General features: G+C 70.5%; 14 protein-coding genes. 10 read left to right on the top strand and 4 right to left on the bottom strand.

Translation table 11 applies throughout. The features are described 5' to 3' along the window. Positions 1 to 28 precede the first annotated feature (28 nt). Genes R0232_RS01765 through R0232_RS01800 form a run of 8 tightly spaced genes read left to right on the top strand, consistent with a single transcriptional unit; the run spans position 29 to position 8151 of the window. On the top strand, positions 29 to 820 hold the full coding sequence (locus R0232_RS01765) for an SDR family NAD(P)-dependent oxidoreductase (RefSeq protein WP_398497618.1): 792 nt from the start codon (positions 29 to 31) through the stop codon (positions 818 to 820). A 17-nt stretch (positions 821 to 837) separates the two neighbouring features. Continuing rightward, positions 838 to 2307 carry an allantoinase AllB gene (gene allB / locus R0232_RS01770; protein WP_431511064.1) on the top strand — a complete coding sequence of 490 codons (1470 nt, stop codon included), beginning with the start codon at positions 838 to 840 and terminating at the stop codon, positions 2305 to 2307. Next, positions 2304 to 3458 carry a ring-opening amidohydrolase gene (locus tag R0232_RS01775; RefSeq protein WP_431511065.1) on the top strand — a complete coding sequence of 385 codons (1155 nt, stop codon included), beginning with the start codon at positions 2304 to 2306 and terminating at the stop codon, positions 3456 to 3458. Before allB ends, R0232_RS01775 begins: the two co-directional genes overlap by 4 nt. A gap of 8 nt (positions 3459 to 3466) precedes the next feature. Beyond that, positions 3467 to 4351 carry an ABC transporter ATP-binding protein gene (locus R0232_RS01780; protein WP_413761769.1) on the top strand — a complete coding sequence of 295 codons (885 nt, stop codon included), beginning with the start codon at positions 3467 to 3469 and terminating at the stop codon, positions 4349 to 4351. Beyond that, entirely contained in the window at positions 4348 to 5130 is a 783-nt protein-coding gene (locus R0232_RS01785) for an ABC transporter permease (RefSeq protein ID WP_093344073.1), read from the top strand. The genes R0232_RS01780 and R0232_RS01785 overlap by 4 nt, the downstream gene beginning before the upstream one ends. 21 nt (positions 5131 to 5151) lie before the next feature. Next, a complete protein-coding gene (locus tag R0232_RS01790) occupies positions 5152 to 5568 on the top strand; it encodes a DUF3830 family protein (RefSeq protein WP_203203782.1) in 417 nt (138 codons plus the stop codon). 26 nt (positions 5569 to 5594) lie between these two features. After that, a complete protein-coding gene (locus R0232_RS01795; protein ID WP_209540480.1) occupies positions 5595 to 6638 on the top strand; it encodes an ABC transporter substrate-binding protein in 1044 nt (347 codons plus the stop codon). Between the two features lie 10 nt (positions 6639 to 6648). Beyond that, entirely contained in the window at positions 6649 to 8151 is a 1503-nt protein-coding gene (locus R0232_RS01800) for an amidohydrolase family protein (protein ID WP_431511066.1), read from the top strand. Between the two features lie 641 nt (positions 8152 to 8792). Here the strand turns inward: R0232_RS01800 and R0232_RS01805 are convergent. Further along, entirely contained in the window at positions 8793 to 9596 is an 804-nt protein-coding gene (locus R0232_RS01805; protein ID WP_057591267.1) for an exodeoxyribonuclease III, read from the bottom strand. Between the two features lie 11 nt (positions 9597 to 9607). On the opposite strand from R0232_RS01805, the gene pyrE reads away from it, so the two are divergent. Beyond that, a complete protein-coding gene (gene pyrE / locus R0232_RS01810; protein WP_093344081.1) occupies positions 9608 to 10291 on the top strand; it encodes an orotate phosphoribosyltransferase in 684 nt (227 codons plus the stop codon). Positions 10292 to 10303: 12 nt separating this feature from the next. Then, positions 10304 to 11014 carry a DUF4124 domain-containing protein gene (locus R0232_RS01815; protein ID WP_296774658.1) on the top strand — a complete coding sequence of 237 codons (711 nt, stop codon included), beginning with the start codon at positions 10304 to 10306 and terminating at the stop codon, positions 11012 to 11014. An 80-nt stretch (positions 11015 to 11094) separates the two neighbouring features. Here the strand turns inward: R0232_RS01815 and gatB are convergent, their stop codons facing one another. Genes gatB through gatC form a run of 3 tightly spaced genes read right to left on the bottom strand, consistent with a single transcriptional unit; the run spans position 11095 to position 14397 of the window. Beyond that, a complete protein-coding gene (gene gatB / locus R0232_RS01820; RefSeq protein WP_431511067.1) occupies positions 11095 to 12585 on the bottom strand; it encodes an Asp-tRNA(Asn)/Glu-tRNA(Gln) amidotransferase subunit GatB in 1491 nt (496 codons plus the stop codon). A 1-nt stretch (position 12586) separates the two neighbouring features. Continuing rightward, positions 12587 to 14101 (bottom strand): Asp-tRNA(Asn)/Glu-tRNA(Gln) amidotransferase subunit GatA, encoded by a 1515-nt coding sequence (gatA, locus tag R0232_RS01825; protein ID WP_431511068.1) that lies wholly within the window; start codon positions 14099 to 14101, stop codon positions 12587 to 12589. Beyond that, the gene (gene gatC / locus R0232_RS01830; RefSeq protein ID WP_057591262.1) at positions 14098 to 14397 is read right to left on the bottom strand and encodes an Asp-tRNA(Asn)/Glu-tRNA(Gln) amidotransferase subunit GatC; all 300 of its coding nucleotides are present in this window, start codon (positions 14395 to 14397) and stop codon (positions 14098 to 14100) included. Before gatC ends, gatA begins: the two co-directional genes overlap by 4 nt. Positions 14398 to 14592: the final 195 nt, after the last annotated feature.

A 14592-nucleotide genomic window follows, 5' to 3' on the forward strand; every position in this document is an offset into this window, starting at 1 on the left:
CGACGAACGAACAGAGAAAGACACGAACATGGACCTGCAACTCAAGGACAAGGTGGCGCTCATCACCGGCCCCGCCAAGGGCATGGGGCGCGCCGTGACGCTGGCCTTCGCGCGCGAAGGCGCGAAGCTGGTGCTGGCCGGCCGCGACACCGCCGCCATCGAGCCCGTGGCCGCCGAGGCGCGCGCGCTCGGCGTGGCCGCCATCGTGGTGCCCTGCGACCTCACGAAGAGCGCCCAGACCGAGGCGCTGGCCGCGCATGCGCTCGAGGCCTTCGGCCGCATCGACATCCTGGTCAACGTGGCCGGCGGCTCGGGCCCGATCGGCAAGACCGGCTGGGAGACCACGAGCGAGGAGTTCGACGAGATCGTGCAGCTCAACATGACGGGCTGCTTCAACACCATGCACGCGGTGCTGCCCTCGATGATCGAGCGCCGAAGCGGCAAGGTGGTCAACGTCGGCGGCACCTTCGGCATGCGCGGGCGCGCCGGCCGGCTCGCCTACTCGGCCTCGAAGTGGGGGCTGCGCGGCATCACCAAGAGCTTCGCGCTCGAGGCCGGGCCGCACGGCATCAACGTCAACTGCGTCGCGCCGGGCATGGTCGACGGGCCGCGTTTTCGCGAGAAGGTGTGCGCCAACATGGCCGAGAAGCTGGGCATCACGCTCGAGGAGGCAATGACGCGCCATGCGGCCGACTACGCGCTGCGCCGCGTCTCCACCGACGCCGACGTGGCCAACGCCTGCCTGTTCATGGCCAGCGACGTCTCGCGCCAGATCACCGGCGTCGACCTGCCGGTCGATGGCGGCTGGGCCATGCTCTGAACGCGGGGGAACGAAGCATGAAGGAAGTCGACCTCGTCATCCGCGGCGCCCAGGTGGTGTCGCCGGACCGCATCTTCGAAGCCGCCGTCGCGATCGCCGGCGAGCGCATCGTGGCCGTGGGCCACGACGACACCATGCCGAGCGCGCGCGAGGAGATGCGCGCCGACGGCCTGCACCTGCTGCCGGGCGCCATCGACAGCCACGTGCATTTCCGCGACCCCGGCTATCCGAACAAGGAGACCTGGAAGACCGGCTCGGCGGCCGCGGCGCTCGGCGGCGTGACCACCGTGTTCGAGATGCCCAACACCAACCCGCCGACCGGCACCGTCGAGGCGCTGCGCTTGAAGCAGAAGGCTGCCGAGTCCTCGTACGTGGACTTCGGCATCCACGGCCTGCTCGGCGACGACACCGTCGAGCGGCTCGAGGAACTGCTCGAGGCCGGCGTGACCAGCTTCAAGGCCTTCGTCGGCAACACCTTCGGCAACCTGCCCGCGCCCACCGACGGCGCGCTGCTCGAGGGCTTCGAGAAGCTCGCGCCGCTGGGCATCCGCACCGTGGTGCATGCCGAGAACTCCTCGATCCTGTTCCGGCGCCAGAAGAAGATGCAGGCGGCCGGGCGCATCGACGCGATGGCGCACCTGGCGGCGCGGCCCGCGGTGGCCGAGATCGAGGCCATCGGCCGGGTGCTCACCCTGGCCGAATGGACCGGCGCGCGCGTGCACATCGCGCACCACAGCGCGGCCGATTCGCTCTACCTGCTGCGCGCGGCGCGCGCACGTGGTGTCGACGTGACGGCCGAGACCTGCCCGCAGTACCTGCTGCTCAACACCGACCACATGCGCACGCTCGGCGGCGTGATGCGGCTGAACCCGCCGATCCGCGAACCGCGCCACAACCAGCCGCTGTGGGACGCGTTGATGGACGGCACGCTCGACATGATCGCCACCGACCATGCGCCGCACGCGCCCGAGGAGAAGACGCGCGAGAGCATCTGGGACTGCGACTGCGGCTTCCCGGGCGTGGAGACGCAGATGCCGCTGATGCTGACCGAGGTCAACCGCGGCCGCGCCTCGCTGATGGACTACGTGCGCTGGAGCTCGGTCAACCCGGCCAAGGCCTGGGGCCTGTACGGCACCAAGGGCGTGATCGCGCCGGGCGCGCATGCCGACATCGCCTTCGTCGACATGAACCGCGCGGGCGTGTTGTCGCAGAACAAGCTGCAGAGCATCAGCAAGATCTCGCCGTGGAACGGGCGCGCGGTGCGCGGCTATCCGCTGCACACCCTGCTGCGCGGACGCTTCGTGATGCGCGACGGCCGGCTGGTGGCCGAGGCCGCGGGCTGGGGCCGCTCGGTGAAGGGCGTGCAGCGCATGCCTGTGGCGAAGCCGCGCAACACCGAGCACTACAGCAGCGCGATCCTCGAGACGCCGCCGGGCGTGCCCGCGAATGCGGTGCCGGTGGGCGAGATCGACTGGAACGCGGCATGAGCGCAGATCGCATCCAGGAGGTGCGCGTCTGGCGCATCGCGTGCAGCGGGCCCGGCGACCTGCGCGGCGCGCGGGCATTGATCGAGGCGGGCGAGCTCGTGCCGTCGGAGATCGTCGCGGTGATGGGCAAGACCGAGGGCAACGGCTGCGTCAACGACTTCACGCGCGAGTACGCCTCCGCGGCCTGGTGCCAGCTGCTCGCGGGCGCGCTCGGCTGCACGCCCGAGGCCGTGCACCGCCAGGTGGCGCTCGTGATGTCGGGCGGCACCGAGGGCGTGCTCTCGCCGCACTTCACCGTGTTCGCGCGGCGCTGGCGCGAAGAGGCAGCGCCGGCGCATGGCGAGAAGCGGCTGGTGGTGGGCGTGGCGCACACGCGCGACTTCCTGCCCGAGGAGATGGGCCGCGCCGCGCAGATCGACGCCACCGCCGAGGCCGTGGCCGCGGCGATGCGCGACGCGGGCATCGACAGCACGCACGACGTGCACTTCGTGCAGGTCAAGTGCCCGCTGTTGACCTCGGCCAAGGTGGCGGCCGCGCTCGCGCGCGGTGCCGCGCCGGTCACGCACGACAGCTACGAGTCGATGGGCTACTCGCGCGGCGCCTCGGCGCTCGGCGTGGCGGTGGCGCTCGGCGAGGTGGCGCGCGCCGGGATCGGCGACGCCAGCGTGATGGCCGACTGGAGCGCCTACTCGGCGCGCGCCTCGGCCTCGGCCGGCATCGAGCTCGAGGGCAACGTGGTCATCGTGCTCGGCGAAGCGCGCGCCAGCGCCTCGGCGTTGCGCATCGCCCACGGCGTGATGCGCGACGCGATCGATGGCCACAGCGTGCGCGCGCTGCTGCGCGATGCCTTCGGCCTCGATGCCGAGCGCGACGCGCAGGCCGTCTCGCGCCGGCTCGTGAACCTGCTCGCCAAGGCCGAGGCCAGCCCCGACGGCCGCGTGCGCGGCGAGCGCCACACCATGCTCAACGACTCCGACATCCATGCCACGCGCCATGCGCGCGCGGTGGTCGGCGGCGTGCTGGCCTCGCTGGCCGGCCACACCGCGCTCTATGTCTCGGGCGGTGCGGAGCACCAGGGGCCCGCGGGCGGCGGTCCGGTGGCCGCGATCGTGCGCGTCGAGGACGCGCACGCGTCCTCTCCTTCATCCTGAAAGCGACCATGGAACGAGCCTTCATCCAACTGTCGGACGTGATGCTGCGCTACGGCGGCGGCACCATCGCGCTGGACCACACCACGCTGGGCATCGACAAGGGCGACTTCGTCGCGCTGGTCGGCCCCAGCGGCTGCGGCAAGTCGACCATCCTCAAGCTGGTGGCAGGGCTGCTGCGGCCCAGCGCAGGCGCCGTGATCGCGGGCGGGCGCGAGGTGGGCGCCGTGGGCGTGCGCACGCCCGCCGGCAGCCATGCCTCGGCCGCACCGCGGCTGCGCATCGGCCTCGCGTTCCAGAACCCGACCATGCTGCCCTGGCTCACGATCCGCGAGAACGTGATGATCCCGCTGAAGATCGTCGAGCCGTTTCGCCAGGACTACCGGCGCAAGAAGCGCGGCGAATACGCCGAGCGCGCCGATGCGCTGCTGGCCCAGGTCGGCTTGAAGGGCTTCGGCGACAAGCGGCCCTGGCAGCTCTCGGGCGGCATGCTGCAGCGCGCCTCGCTGTGCCGCGCGCTGGTGCACGAGCCCGAGCTGCTGCTGCTCGACGAGCCCTTCGGCGCGCTCGACCAGTTCACGCGCGAGGAGCTGTGGGACATCATGCAGTCGCTGTGGATCGCGCGCCGGCCCACGGTGCTGCTGGTGACGCACGACCTGCGCGAGTCGGCCTACTTGGCCAACCGCATCTGCGTGATGAGCGCGCGGCCGGGCCGCATCCTCGAGACGCGCGAGGTCGGCTTCGCGCGGCCGCGCACGCTCGAGAGCAGCTATGCGCCCGAGTTCGCAGCGCTGGTGCAGCAGCTGCGCATGCGCATCGCGCAGGCGCGCCGCGGCGGCGACGCGGTGCCCGAGGCCGTGGCGGCCGAGCCGCTGGTCGCGGAGGTGGCGGCATGAACGCGATCTCCCCCGTGCTGCGCCAGCGCCTGCTGTCGACCGGCGCGCTGCTCGGCTTCTTCGTGCTGTGGGAGCTGGCCTGCCTGGCCGGCGGCATCTCCGACCTGGTGCTGCCGCGGCCGAGCCAGATCGCCCACGTGCTGCTCGAGAAGATGCCGCTGCTGTGGCCGCACACCGTGCAGACGCTCTACACCACGCTCGCGGGCTTCGTGCTCGGCGTGGCCGCGGGCGTGCTGATCGGCGTGGCCATCGGCTCCTCGAAGCTGGCCTACGACGTGACCTATCCGCTGCTGGTGGGCTTCTCGAGCATCCCGAAGGTGGCGGTGGTGCCGCTGTTCGTGGTGTGGTTCGGGGCCGGCACGGTGCCCGCGATCCTGACCTCGATGGTGATCAGCATCTTCCCGGTGGTGGTCAACGTGGCCACCGGCCTCGCGAGCACCGAGCCCGAGCTCGAGGACGTGCTGCGCGTGCTCGGCGCGCGCAAGCGCGACATCCTCTGGAACGTGGGCCTGCCGCGCACGCTGCCCTACCTGTTCGCCTCGCTCAAGATCGCGATCACGCTGGCCTTCGTGGGCACGGTGCTCAGCGAGACCGTGGCGGCCAACAAGGGCATCGGCACCGTGATGATGATCGCCAGCGGCAACTTCGACGTGCCGATGGTGTTCGCGGGCCTGTTCCTGCTCGCGGCGATGGGCGTGCTGCTGTATGCGGTGTCGGCCCTCGTCGAGCGGCGCATGACGGGCTGGGCCCAGCGCAAGACCGACATGGCCATGGCCTGACTCCCCCACGACGAGACCGACATGACTTCCACACGCATCCTCATCACCGCGGGCGACCTGCGCTTCGTGGCGCAGACCCATCCCGACGCGCCGCTCACCGTGGCCGCGTTCTCGAAGCTCCTGCCCTACCGGCAGAAGCTGATCCACGTGCGCTGGAGCGGCGAGGGCTGCTGGGTGCCGCTGGGCGACTTCCAGCTCGGCGTGGGCTTCGAGAACCACACCAGCCATCCCTCGGTGGGCGACATCCTGTTCTATCCCGGTGGCTACAGCGAGACCGAGATCATCCTGGCCTATGGCGCCTGCAGCTTCTCGAGCCGCATGGGCCAGCTCGCGGGCAACCACTTCCTGAGCATCGTCGAGGGGCGCGAGCAGTTGCGCGAACTCGGCCGGCGGGTGCTGTGGGAGGGCGCGCAGGACGTGCGCTTCGAGGCCGCCTGAACATCACGCAAGACCAAGGAGCTTCCATGCTGCAAACCCTCTCGCGCCGCGGCGCGCTCGCGGCCCTGCCCGCGCTGGCGGCCGCGCTCGGCGCGCCGCGTGCCTTCGCGCAGGCGCCCACGCCGATCAAGTTCGTGCTCGACTGGAAGCTGCAGGGCATCCATGCCTGGTACTACCTCGCGCAGGACCGCGGCTATTTCGCGGCCGAGAAGCTGGCCGTGAGCATCGACCAGGGCGACGGCTCGGCGGCCGCCGTCACCAAGGTGATGAACGGTGCCTACCAGGCGGCCTTCGGCGACATGAACGCCATCGTGCAGAACGCCGCCACGCGGCCGGCCGACGCGCCGGTGATGGTCTACATGCTCTACGACCGCGCGCCCTTCGCGCTGATCGTGAAGGCGGGCGGGCCCATCAAGACACTGAAGGACCTCGAGGGCCGCACGCTCGGCAGCCCGGCCGGTGGCGCCGCGGCGCGCATGTTCCCGGTGATCGCGGCGCGCGCGGGCATCGACCCGGCCAAGGTCCAGTGGACCGGCATGGCGCCCAACCTGCAGGAGCAGATGCTGCTCAAGGACCATGTCGACGGCTCGGCCGTGTTCTCGGTCACCAGCTACATGAACCTGGTGGCGCAGGGCGTCGACCCCGACCGCGACATCCGCTGGTTCCACTATGCCGACCATGGCGTGGACCTCTACGGCAACGGCGTGATGGTGTCGCGCGCGCTGCTGCGCGACAGGCCCGAGGCCGTGGCCGGACTGGTGCGCGCGATCCACCGCGCGGTGCTCGACACCATCGCCGATCCCGACGCGGCCATCGCCGCGCTCGCCAAGCGCGAGCCGCTGCTCGATGCTGCGCTCGAGAAGCGGCGCCTGCTCTACACGCTGCGCACCGTGATGCTGACGCCCGCGGTCGCGCAGGCCGGCATCGGCGACGTCGACGATGCGCGCATGGGCCGCGCGATCGCGCAGCTGCGCACTGCCTTCGAGCTGCCGCGCGCGCCCGCGCCCGGCGAGGTGTTCGACCGGCGCTTCCTGCCGCCCGCGGCCGCGCGCCGGGTGGTGGCGAGCTGAGGCGTAACGCATGAGCCTTGCCCTGCATTCCGGTGCCATCGACTGTGCCTGGCTGCTGGCCGAGCCGGGCCTGGAGCCCGCGCAGGCCGGCATGTGCATCGTGCTCGACGGCGAACGCTTCGGCGCGATCGCGCCGCGCGATGCCGCCGGCCCCGCGCCGCGCCTGCTCGCGCTGCCGGCGCTGGCCAACGCGCACGACCATGCGCGCACCTTCCGCAGCGCCACGCTCGGCGCCTTCGGCCAGCCGCTCGAGAGCTGGCTGCCCTTCCTGGGCACGGTGCCGGGCATGGATCCGTACCTCTGCGCCGCCACCTCGTTCGCGCGCTCGCTGCGCCATGGCGTGACGAACCTGATGGTCCACTACACGCGCGTGCAGGGCGGCATGGACTACGTCGACGAGGCGCGGGCGGTGGCGCATGCCGCGCGCGACGTCGGCGTGCGCATCGGCTTCGCGGTCGCGATGCGCGACCGCCACGGCATCGCCTATGACGACGATGCCGCCGTGCTGGCCCTGCTGCGTCCCGGCATCCGCGACGCGGTCGCGCGGCGCCTCGCGGTGCAGCCCGTCGAGCCCGCGCGGCAGCTCGCGCAGGTCGATGCCGTGGCGCGCATGGTCGAGGAGGAGGGCCTGGGCGCGCACGTCACCGTGCAGTACGGCCCGACCGCGGTCCAGTGGTGCGGCACGCCGCTGCTCGAGGCCATCGCGCGCGCCTCGGCCGATACCGGCCGGCCGGTCCACATGCACCTGCTCGAGACGCGCTACCAGCGCGACTGGGCCGATGCCCACCATCCGGGCGGCATCGTGCGTTTTCTCGATGCGATCGGCCTCTTGAGCCCGTGCCTCACGCTCGCCCACTGCACCTGGGCGCGGCCCGACGAACTCGCGCTGATCGCCGAGCGCGGCGCCACCATCGCCGTCAACACCAGCTCGAACCTCGGCCTCCAGTCGGGCATCGCGCCGCTGGCCGAGATGCTGCGCCAGGGCTGCCGCGTGGCCATGGGGCTGGACGGCATGGCCTTCGACGAGGACGACGACGCCCTGCGCGAGATGCGCCTGGCCTACGCGCTGCACCGCGGCTGGGGCTACGAGCGCGCGATGACCCCGGCCCAGCTCTGGTCCTTCGCAGCCGGTCACGGCCCGCGCAGCGTGGGCGGCGCGCTGGTGTCGGGCGGCCGCATCGCGACCGGCGCCCCGGCCGACCTGGTGCTGCTGGACCTCGAGGCGCTCGACGACGATGCGCTGTTCGACGACATCGATCCGCTCGAGCTGGTGCTCGCGCGTGCCAGTGGGCGCCATGTGGCGCAGGTACTGGTCGGCGGGCGGCTGGCGGTCGATGCCGGGCGGGTGCTGGGCATCGACGAGCCCGCGCTGCGCGCCGAACTGCTGGCGCGCATGCGCGCGGCGCTGGCGGCCGATCCTTCGCATGCGCAATGGCGCCGCACGCTGGGGGCGCTGGCGGAGGACCTGGGGCCGCTGTACCGCGAGGGGCGGATCGGGCGCTGCTGCGGTTGAAGACGAGCAGCCGATTCGAACAGCCGGACGCAGAGGACGCGAAGGTTTCGCGAAGAGCGCGAAAAGAAAATCTTCAAAGGGACCGCGGTCTGCTGAGGGCACGGGTCTTGCGCGGGCTCCTCGGGGTGCAACCGCCGCGAGCGTGCAACCCACACCCTTCTGGCTGTTCTTTTGCGTCCTTCGCGAAACCTTCGCGTCCTCTGCGTCCGGCTGTCCGTTCCCGATTCCCGGAGTGTGGGGTCGTCAATGCGGCGAACAACCGCTTGCATGGTTGAGCAGCCACGCTGTTGCAGACCGGCGCGCTGCACGATACAGCGGTGCCTCGCGTTTGCTCCGATAGTCCAGCTCGACGTAGCCCGCTCTGCCTGAGTTGGATAAAGTTCAAACCTTTGAAATCACAGCATGACCAAGCCTGCATTCCCTCAACGCAGAGCGCCGAGCCGCAAGGCTGTGCTGCGGTCGGTGGCCAGCTCCACGGCTGTGGAAACAGGCCAAAACGTCGCGGAGCTCGAGCGCCGGTTGCAGCAACCCGTTGTGCGCTTTCCCCACATCAAGCTGGCTCGCTGAGGTGGCATCGCCATCAGCGATGGCGTGGGCCACAAGTTGACCCATGGGGAGGGCATCGAGTGCCCGGGCGCCGCTCAGAGCGTGAAGTCGTACTCCAGCGTGATCGGCGCGTGGTCGCTGAACTTGATGGTCTTGAAGATCTGCTCGGTGCGCGCGAGCGCGGCGGTCTTCGGCGTGGCGAGGTGGTAGTCGAGCCGCCATCCCACGTTGTTGGCATAGGCCTGGCCGCGGTTGCTCCACCAGGTGTAGGCCTCGCCGGTGGTGTCGGGCTTGAGCATGCGGTAGACGTCGACCAGTCCCGCGCCCTCGGCGCCGGCGTCGAGCAGCTTCGTCATCCAGGCGCGTTCCTCGGGCAGGAAGCCGCTGTTCTTCTGGTTGCCGCGCCAGTTCTTGAGGTCGATCTCCTTGTGGGCGATGTTGATGTCGCCGCACAGCACGAACTCGCGCTGCTTCTTCAGCGCCACCAGGTGCGGGAAGAAGCCCTTGAGGAAGCGGAACTTGGCCTGCTGGCGCTCCTCGCCCGAGCTGCCGCTCGGGAAATAGCAGCTGATGACCGAGAACTTGCGTTTCGGCGTGTCGAAGCGCAGCTCGAGGTAGCGGCCCTCGGCGTCGAATTCGGCGTCGCCCCAGCCCACCACCACCTCGCTGGGCACGTGCTTCGTGTAGATCGCGGTGCCCGCGTAGCCCTTCTTCTCGGCAAAATGGAAGTGGCCCTTGAGGCCGGCCATCTCCTCGAAGCGGCCTTCGATGTCGCTGGCCTGGACCCGGATCTCCTGCATGCAAATACAATCCGGCGCCAATTCGGCCACCCAGTCGGCAACGCCCTTGGTGGCGGCCGAACGCAGGCCATTGAGATTGAGACTGGTCAGTTTGAACACAAGGAATTCCGATGGCTGTAGATGGTGAGAAAAGCAGTGCGGTGGCGCAGGACTTCGTCCAGTTCGCGCTCGACGCGGGCGTGTTGCGCTTCGGCGAGTTCAAGACCAAGGCCGGCCGCATGAGTCCTTATTTCTTCAATTCGGGCCTCTTCGACGACGGCGCCAAGATCGCGCGGCTCGCGGGATTCTATGCAGACCGCCTGATCGAGAGCGGGCTCGAGTTCGACATGATCTTCGGCCCGGCCTACAAGGGCATCCCGCTGGGCGCCACGGTGGCGGCCGAGCTCGCGCGGCGCGGCCGCAACGTGCCCTTCGCCTACAACCGCAAGGAAGCCAAGGCGCACGGCGAGGGCGGCAACCTGGTCGGCGCGCCGCTCCAGGGCCGGGTGTTGATCGTCGACGACGTGATGTCCGCGGGCACCGCGGTGCGCGAGTCGATCGCCGCGATCCAGGCCGCGGGCGCGGTGCCGCACGCGGTGGCGATCGCGCTCGACCGGCAGGAGAAGGCGACCGAGAACGGCGTCGACGTGGACCACAGCGCCGTGCAGTACGTGCGCAACCAGCTCGGCCTGCAGGTGGTGGCGATCGCCACCCTCGACGACCTGCTGAGCTACCTCTCGGGCGGCGCGGCCGCCGACCTCGGCACCCACCGCGAGCGCGTGCTCGCCTACCGCACGCGCTACGGCGCCCTCTGAAGGACACGCCCGATGCACCGCCTGCCGCGCCGCGCCCGCCACAGCCGATTCCGCGCCATCGGAAACGCCCGTGCCGCGCTGGCCGCGGTGCTCGCCGCCGGCTGCACGCTGGCGCTGGCCCAGGCGCAGAAGGGCGCGCCGGTGCCCAGCGCCGCGGGCATCTATTCGTGCGTCGATGCCAAGGGCCGCACCCTGACCGCCGACCGGCCGATCGCCGAGTGCAGCGACCGCGAGCAGCGCGAGCTGAGCCCGAGCGGCATGACGCGGCGCCGGCTCGAGCCCACCTACACGGCGCGCGAGCAGGCCGAGCGCGAGGACCGCGCGCGCGAGGCCGCGGTGCAGGCCGCGCGCATCGCCGACGAGCGCCGGCGCGAGCGCGCGCTGCTGATCCGCTATCCGAACGCCGCCGCCCACGAGCGCGAGCGCGGCGAGGCGCTGGTGCAGGTCGACGCGGTGATCCAGGCGGCGCGCAAGCGGCTGTCCGAACTGGCCGACGACCGCAAGAAGATCGACGAGGAACTCGAGTTCTACAAGGGCGACGCGAGCAAGGCGCCCGGCGTGCTGCGGCGCCGGCTCGACGACAACGCCAAGAGCGTGGCGGTGCAGAACCGCTTCATCGGCGAGCAGGAAGACGAGAAGAAGCGCGTCAACGCGCGCTTCGACGAGGAGCGCGTGCGGCTCAAGCAGCTGTGGTCGGGCGAGACCGCGACCACCGCGCGCTGACCGGCATTCCCTAAAAGAAAAAACGGTGAAGCGGCCCGCGCGGGGCCCGCTTCACCGTCGTGCCGGGGCGAAACCCGGGCTCAGGCCAGCTTGGCCTTCAGCAGTTCCGTGACCTGCGCGGGGTTGGCCTTGCCGCCGCTGGCCTTCATGACCTGGCCCACGAGGCCGTTGAGCGCCTTCTCCTTGCCGCCGCGGTACTCCTCGACGTTCTTGGCGTTCTTCGCGATCACCTCGTCGAGGATCGCGTCGAGCGCGCCGGCGTCGTTCATCGGCTTCAGGTCCTTGGCCTCGATGATCGCGTCGACGTCGCTGCCTTCGCCGGTCCACAGCGCCTCGAACACCTGGCGCGCGGCGTTGTTCGGCAAGGTGCCGTCGGCGATGCGCTTCACGAGCTGGCCGAGCTGCGCGGCGCTGACCGGCGCGGCCTCGATGCCGATCTCCTGGGCATTGAGGCGGCGTGCGATCTCGCCGGTGATCCAGTTGCTCGCGAGCTTCGGCGTGGCGCCGGCCTTCACCGCGTCGTCGAAGTAGCGCGCGAGCGCGGGGCCCTGCGTGAGCTGCGCGGCGTCGTAGGCCGACAGGCCATGGTCGCGCACGTAGCGCTCGGCCATCACGCGCGGCAGCTCGGGCATCTCGGCCTTCACGCGCTCGATCCAGTCGGCGGCGATCACCAGCGGCGGCAGGTCGGGGTCGGGGAAGTAGCGGTAGTCGGACGAGTCTTCCTTGGCGCGCATCGCGCGCGTCTCGCCGGTGTCGGGGTTGAACAGCACGGTGGCCTGCTCGATCCTGCCGCCGTCCTCGAGCGTGTCGATCTGCCAGCTGATCTCGTAGTCGATCGCCTGCTGCATGAACTTGAAGCTGTTCAGGTTCTTGATCTCGCGGCGCGTGCCGAGCTTCTCGCCGGGGCGGCGCACCGAGACGTTGGCGTCGCAGCGGAAGCTGCCTTCCTGCATGTTGCCGTCGCAGATGCCGATCCAGGTCACGATCTTGTGCAGCTCCTTCGCATAGGCCACGGCCTCGGCGGTGGAGCGCATGTCGGGCTCGGTCACGATCTCGAGCAGCGGCGTGCCGGCGCGGTTCAGGTCGATGCCGCTCTGGCCCACGAAGTCCTCGTGCAGCGACTTGCCCGCGTCTTCCTCGAGGTGGGCGCGCACCAGGCGCACGGTCTTCTGTTCCTCGCCGACGAAGAAGCTCACCGAGCCGCCCTGCACCACGGGAATCTCGAACTGGCTGATCTGGTAGCCCTTGGGCAGGTCGGGGTAGAAGTAGTTCTTGCGCGCGAACACGCTGCGCGGCGCGATGTGCGAACCGAGCGCGAGGCCGAGCCGGATCGCGCGTTCGACGGCGCCCTTGTTCATCACGGGCAGCGTGCCGGGCAGCGCGAGGTCGACCGCGCAGGCCTGCGTGTTGGGCTCGGCGCCGAAGGCCGTGGAGGCGCGGCTGAAGATCTTGCTCGCGGTCGAGAGCTGGGCGTGGGTCTCGAAGCCGATGATGACTTCATAGCCGCGCACCAGCGGGCCGGTCGGGCGGCCCTGTTGCTGTGCTTCGAAGGTGTTCACTGTCTCGCTCATGTCAGAAGCCCTCCGGCGTGCGCGCGTGCCAGTCGGTGGCCTGCTGGAAGCGGTGCGCCGCGTTGAGCAGCTTCGCTTCGCCGAAGTAGTTGCCGATCAGCTGCAGGCCCACGGGCATGCCGCCGTCGAAGCCCACCGGCAGGCTCATGCCGGGCAGGCCGGCCAGCGAGGCCGGCAAGGTGAAGATGTCGGCCAGGTAGTCGGCCACGGGATCGTCGCCGTGCTCGCCGATCTTCCAGGCGGTGGTCGGCGCGGCCGGGCCGGCGATCACGTCGCACTGCGCGAAGGCCTGCTGGAAGTCGTCGGCGATCATGCGGCGCACCTTCTGCGCCTGCAGGTAGTAGGCGTCGTAGTAGCCGTGCGAGAGCACGTAGGTGCCGATCATGATGCGGCGCTTGACCTCGTCGCCGAAGCCTTCGGCGCGCGTGCGCTCGTACATCTGCGTGAGCGCGGTCTTCTTGCTCGCGGGGTCGAAGAAGTCCTTGGCGCGGTGGCCGAACTTCACGCCGTCGAAGCGGCTCAGGTTGCTCGAGGCCTCGGCCGCGGCAATGATGTAGTAGACGGGAATCGACAGCTCGGTGCGCGGCAGCGAGACCTCGACGCGCTTGGCGCCGAGCTTTTCGTACTGCAACAGCGCTGCATCGATGGCGGCGCGCACGCCGGGCGCCACGCCCTCGCCGAAGAACTCCTTCGGCACGCCGATGCGCAGGCCCTCGAGTGAATCGTTCAGCGTGCGGCCGAAGTTCTCGGCCGGGCGGTCGAGCGAGGTCGAGTCGCGGTCGAGGTCGGGGCCGCAGAAGGCCGACAGCAGCAGCGCGCAGTCCTCGGCCGAGCGGGCCATCGGGCCGGCCTGGTCGAGGCTGGAGGCGAAGGCCACCATGCCGTAGCGCGAGGCGCGGCCGTAGGTGGGCTTGATGCCGGTCACGCCGCAGAACGAGGCCGGCTGGCGGATCGAGCCGCCGGTGTCGGTGCCGGTGGCGGCCGGCGCGAGGCGCGCGGCCACGGCGGCCGCGCTGGCGCCCGAGGAGCCGCCCGGGATGCGCTCGAGGTTCCAGGGGTTGCGCACCGGCACGGCCCGGTCGTGGCCGACGGCGGGCACGGCCACGTTCTCGTTGGCCGAGCCCATCGCGAACTCGTCGCAGCTGAGCTTGCCCAGCGTGACGGTGCCGGCCTCGGCGAGGCGGCGCACCACGGTGGCGTCGAAGGGCGAGCGGTAGCCCGCGAGCATCTTCGAGCCCGCGGTGGTGGCGAAATCGGTGGTGACGAAGATGTCCTTGTGCGCGATCGGCACGCCGGCCAGCGCCGGGGCGTTGCCGGCCGCGATCGACGCGTCGGCCGCGCGGGCCTGGGCCAGCGTCGCGTCCTCGTTCACTTCGACGAAGCTGCCGAGCGCCTGGTGGGCCTTCATGCGGCCCAGGAAGTGCTGCGCGGCCTCGACGGCCGAGACTTCGCGTCCGGCCAGCGCCTTCGCCAGCGCGGCCACCCCGAGGTGGTGCAGGTCCTTGGCGCCGCTCATTCGATCACCTTGGGCACGAGGAACAGGCCGGCTTCGACGGCGGGGGCGCTGCGCTGGTTGGCTTCGCGGTTGTCCGGCTCGCTCACGACGTCCTCGCGCAGGCGCAGGACGATGTCCTCGATGGCGGCCACGGGATGGGCCAGGGGCTCGACGCCGGTGGTGTCGACCGAGCGCATGCGCTCGACCACGTCGAAAAAGCCGTTGAGCTGGCTGAGCATGCGCTCGCTTTCGTCGGGGGCGAGCTGCAGCCGCGCCAGGGAGGCGATGCGGGCGATATCGGAAGCGGAAAGGGACATGGTGGAACCGGCCGAAAAACCGGAGGTAAATAGCGCGCCGCAAGGGCCGCCAACACGGGATTCAGAGGGGATTCGGGTATTATCCCGCCTTTGCCGCAACCCCCGCGAACGCGCCGGCTTTTGCTGCAAAAACGATCAAATTCACCCTTCCAGCACCCCCAAAACACCCATAGAGTGAGCGACGTTCTGCCGATG

The organism is Variovorax sp. DAIF25 (assembly GCF_050711835.1).
In the GTDB taxonomy this organism is placed as follows: Bacteria; Pseudomonadota; Gammaproteobacteria; order Burkholderiales; family Burkholderiaceae_C; genus Variovorax.

Excerpts from the sequence above, each read along its gene's own strand:
- R0232_RS01765 (WP_398497618.1), top strand. The coding sequence starts at position 29 with ATGGACCTGCAACTCAAGGACAAGGTGGCGCTCATCACCGGCCCCGCC.
- allB (WP_431511064.1), top strand. The coding sequence starts at position 838 with ATGAAGGAAGTCGACCTCGTCATCCGCGGCGCCCAGGTGGTGTCGCCG.
- R0232_RS01775 (WP_431511065.1), top strand. The coding sequence starts at position 2,304 with ATGAGCGCAGATCGCATCCAGGAGGTGCGCGTCTGGCGCATCGCGTGC.
- R0232_RS01780 (WP_413761769.1), top strand. The coding sequence starts at position 3,467 with ATGGAACGAGCCTTCATCCAACTGTCGGACGTGATGCTGCGCTACGGC.
- R0232_RS01785 (WP_093344073.1), top strand. The coding sequence starts at position 4,348 with ATGAACGCGATCTCCCCCGTGCTGCGCCAGCGCCTGCTGTCGACCGGC.
- R0232_RS01790 (WP_203203782.1), top strand. The coding sequence starts at position 5,152 with ATGACTTCCACACGCATCCTCATCACCGCGGGCGACCTGCGCTTCGTG.
- R0232_RS01795 (WP_209540480.1), top strand. The coding sequence starts at position 5,595 with ATGCTGCAAACCCTCTCGCGCCGCGGCGCGCTCGCGGCCCTGCCCGCG.
- R0232_RS01800 (WP_431511066.1), top strand. The coding sequence starts at position 6,649 with ATGAGCCTTGCCCTGCATTCCGGTGCCATCGACTGTGCCTGGCTGCTG.
- pyrE (WP_093344081.1), top strand. The coding sequence starts at position 9,608 with ATGGCTGTAGATGGTGAGAAAAGCAGTGCGGTGGCGCAGGACTTCGTC.
- R0232_RS01815 (WP_296774658.1), top strand. The coding sequence starts at position 10,304 with ATGCACCGCCTGCCGCGCCGCGCCCGCCACAGCCGATTCCGCGCCATC.
- gatB (WP_431511067.1), bottom strand. The coding sequence starts at position 12,585 with ATGAGCGAGACAGTGAACACCTTCGAAGCACAGCAACAGGGCCGCCCG.
- gatA (WP_431511068.1), bottom strand. The coding sequence starts at position 14,101 with ATGAGCGGCGCCAAGGACCTGCACCACCTCGGGGTGGCCGCGCTGGCG.
- gatC (WP_057591262.1), bottom strand. The coding sequence starts at position 14,397 with ATGTCCCTTTCCGCTTCCGATATCGCCCGCATCGCCTCCCTGGCGCGG.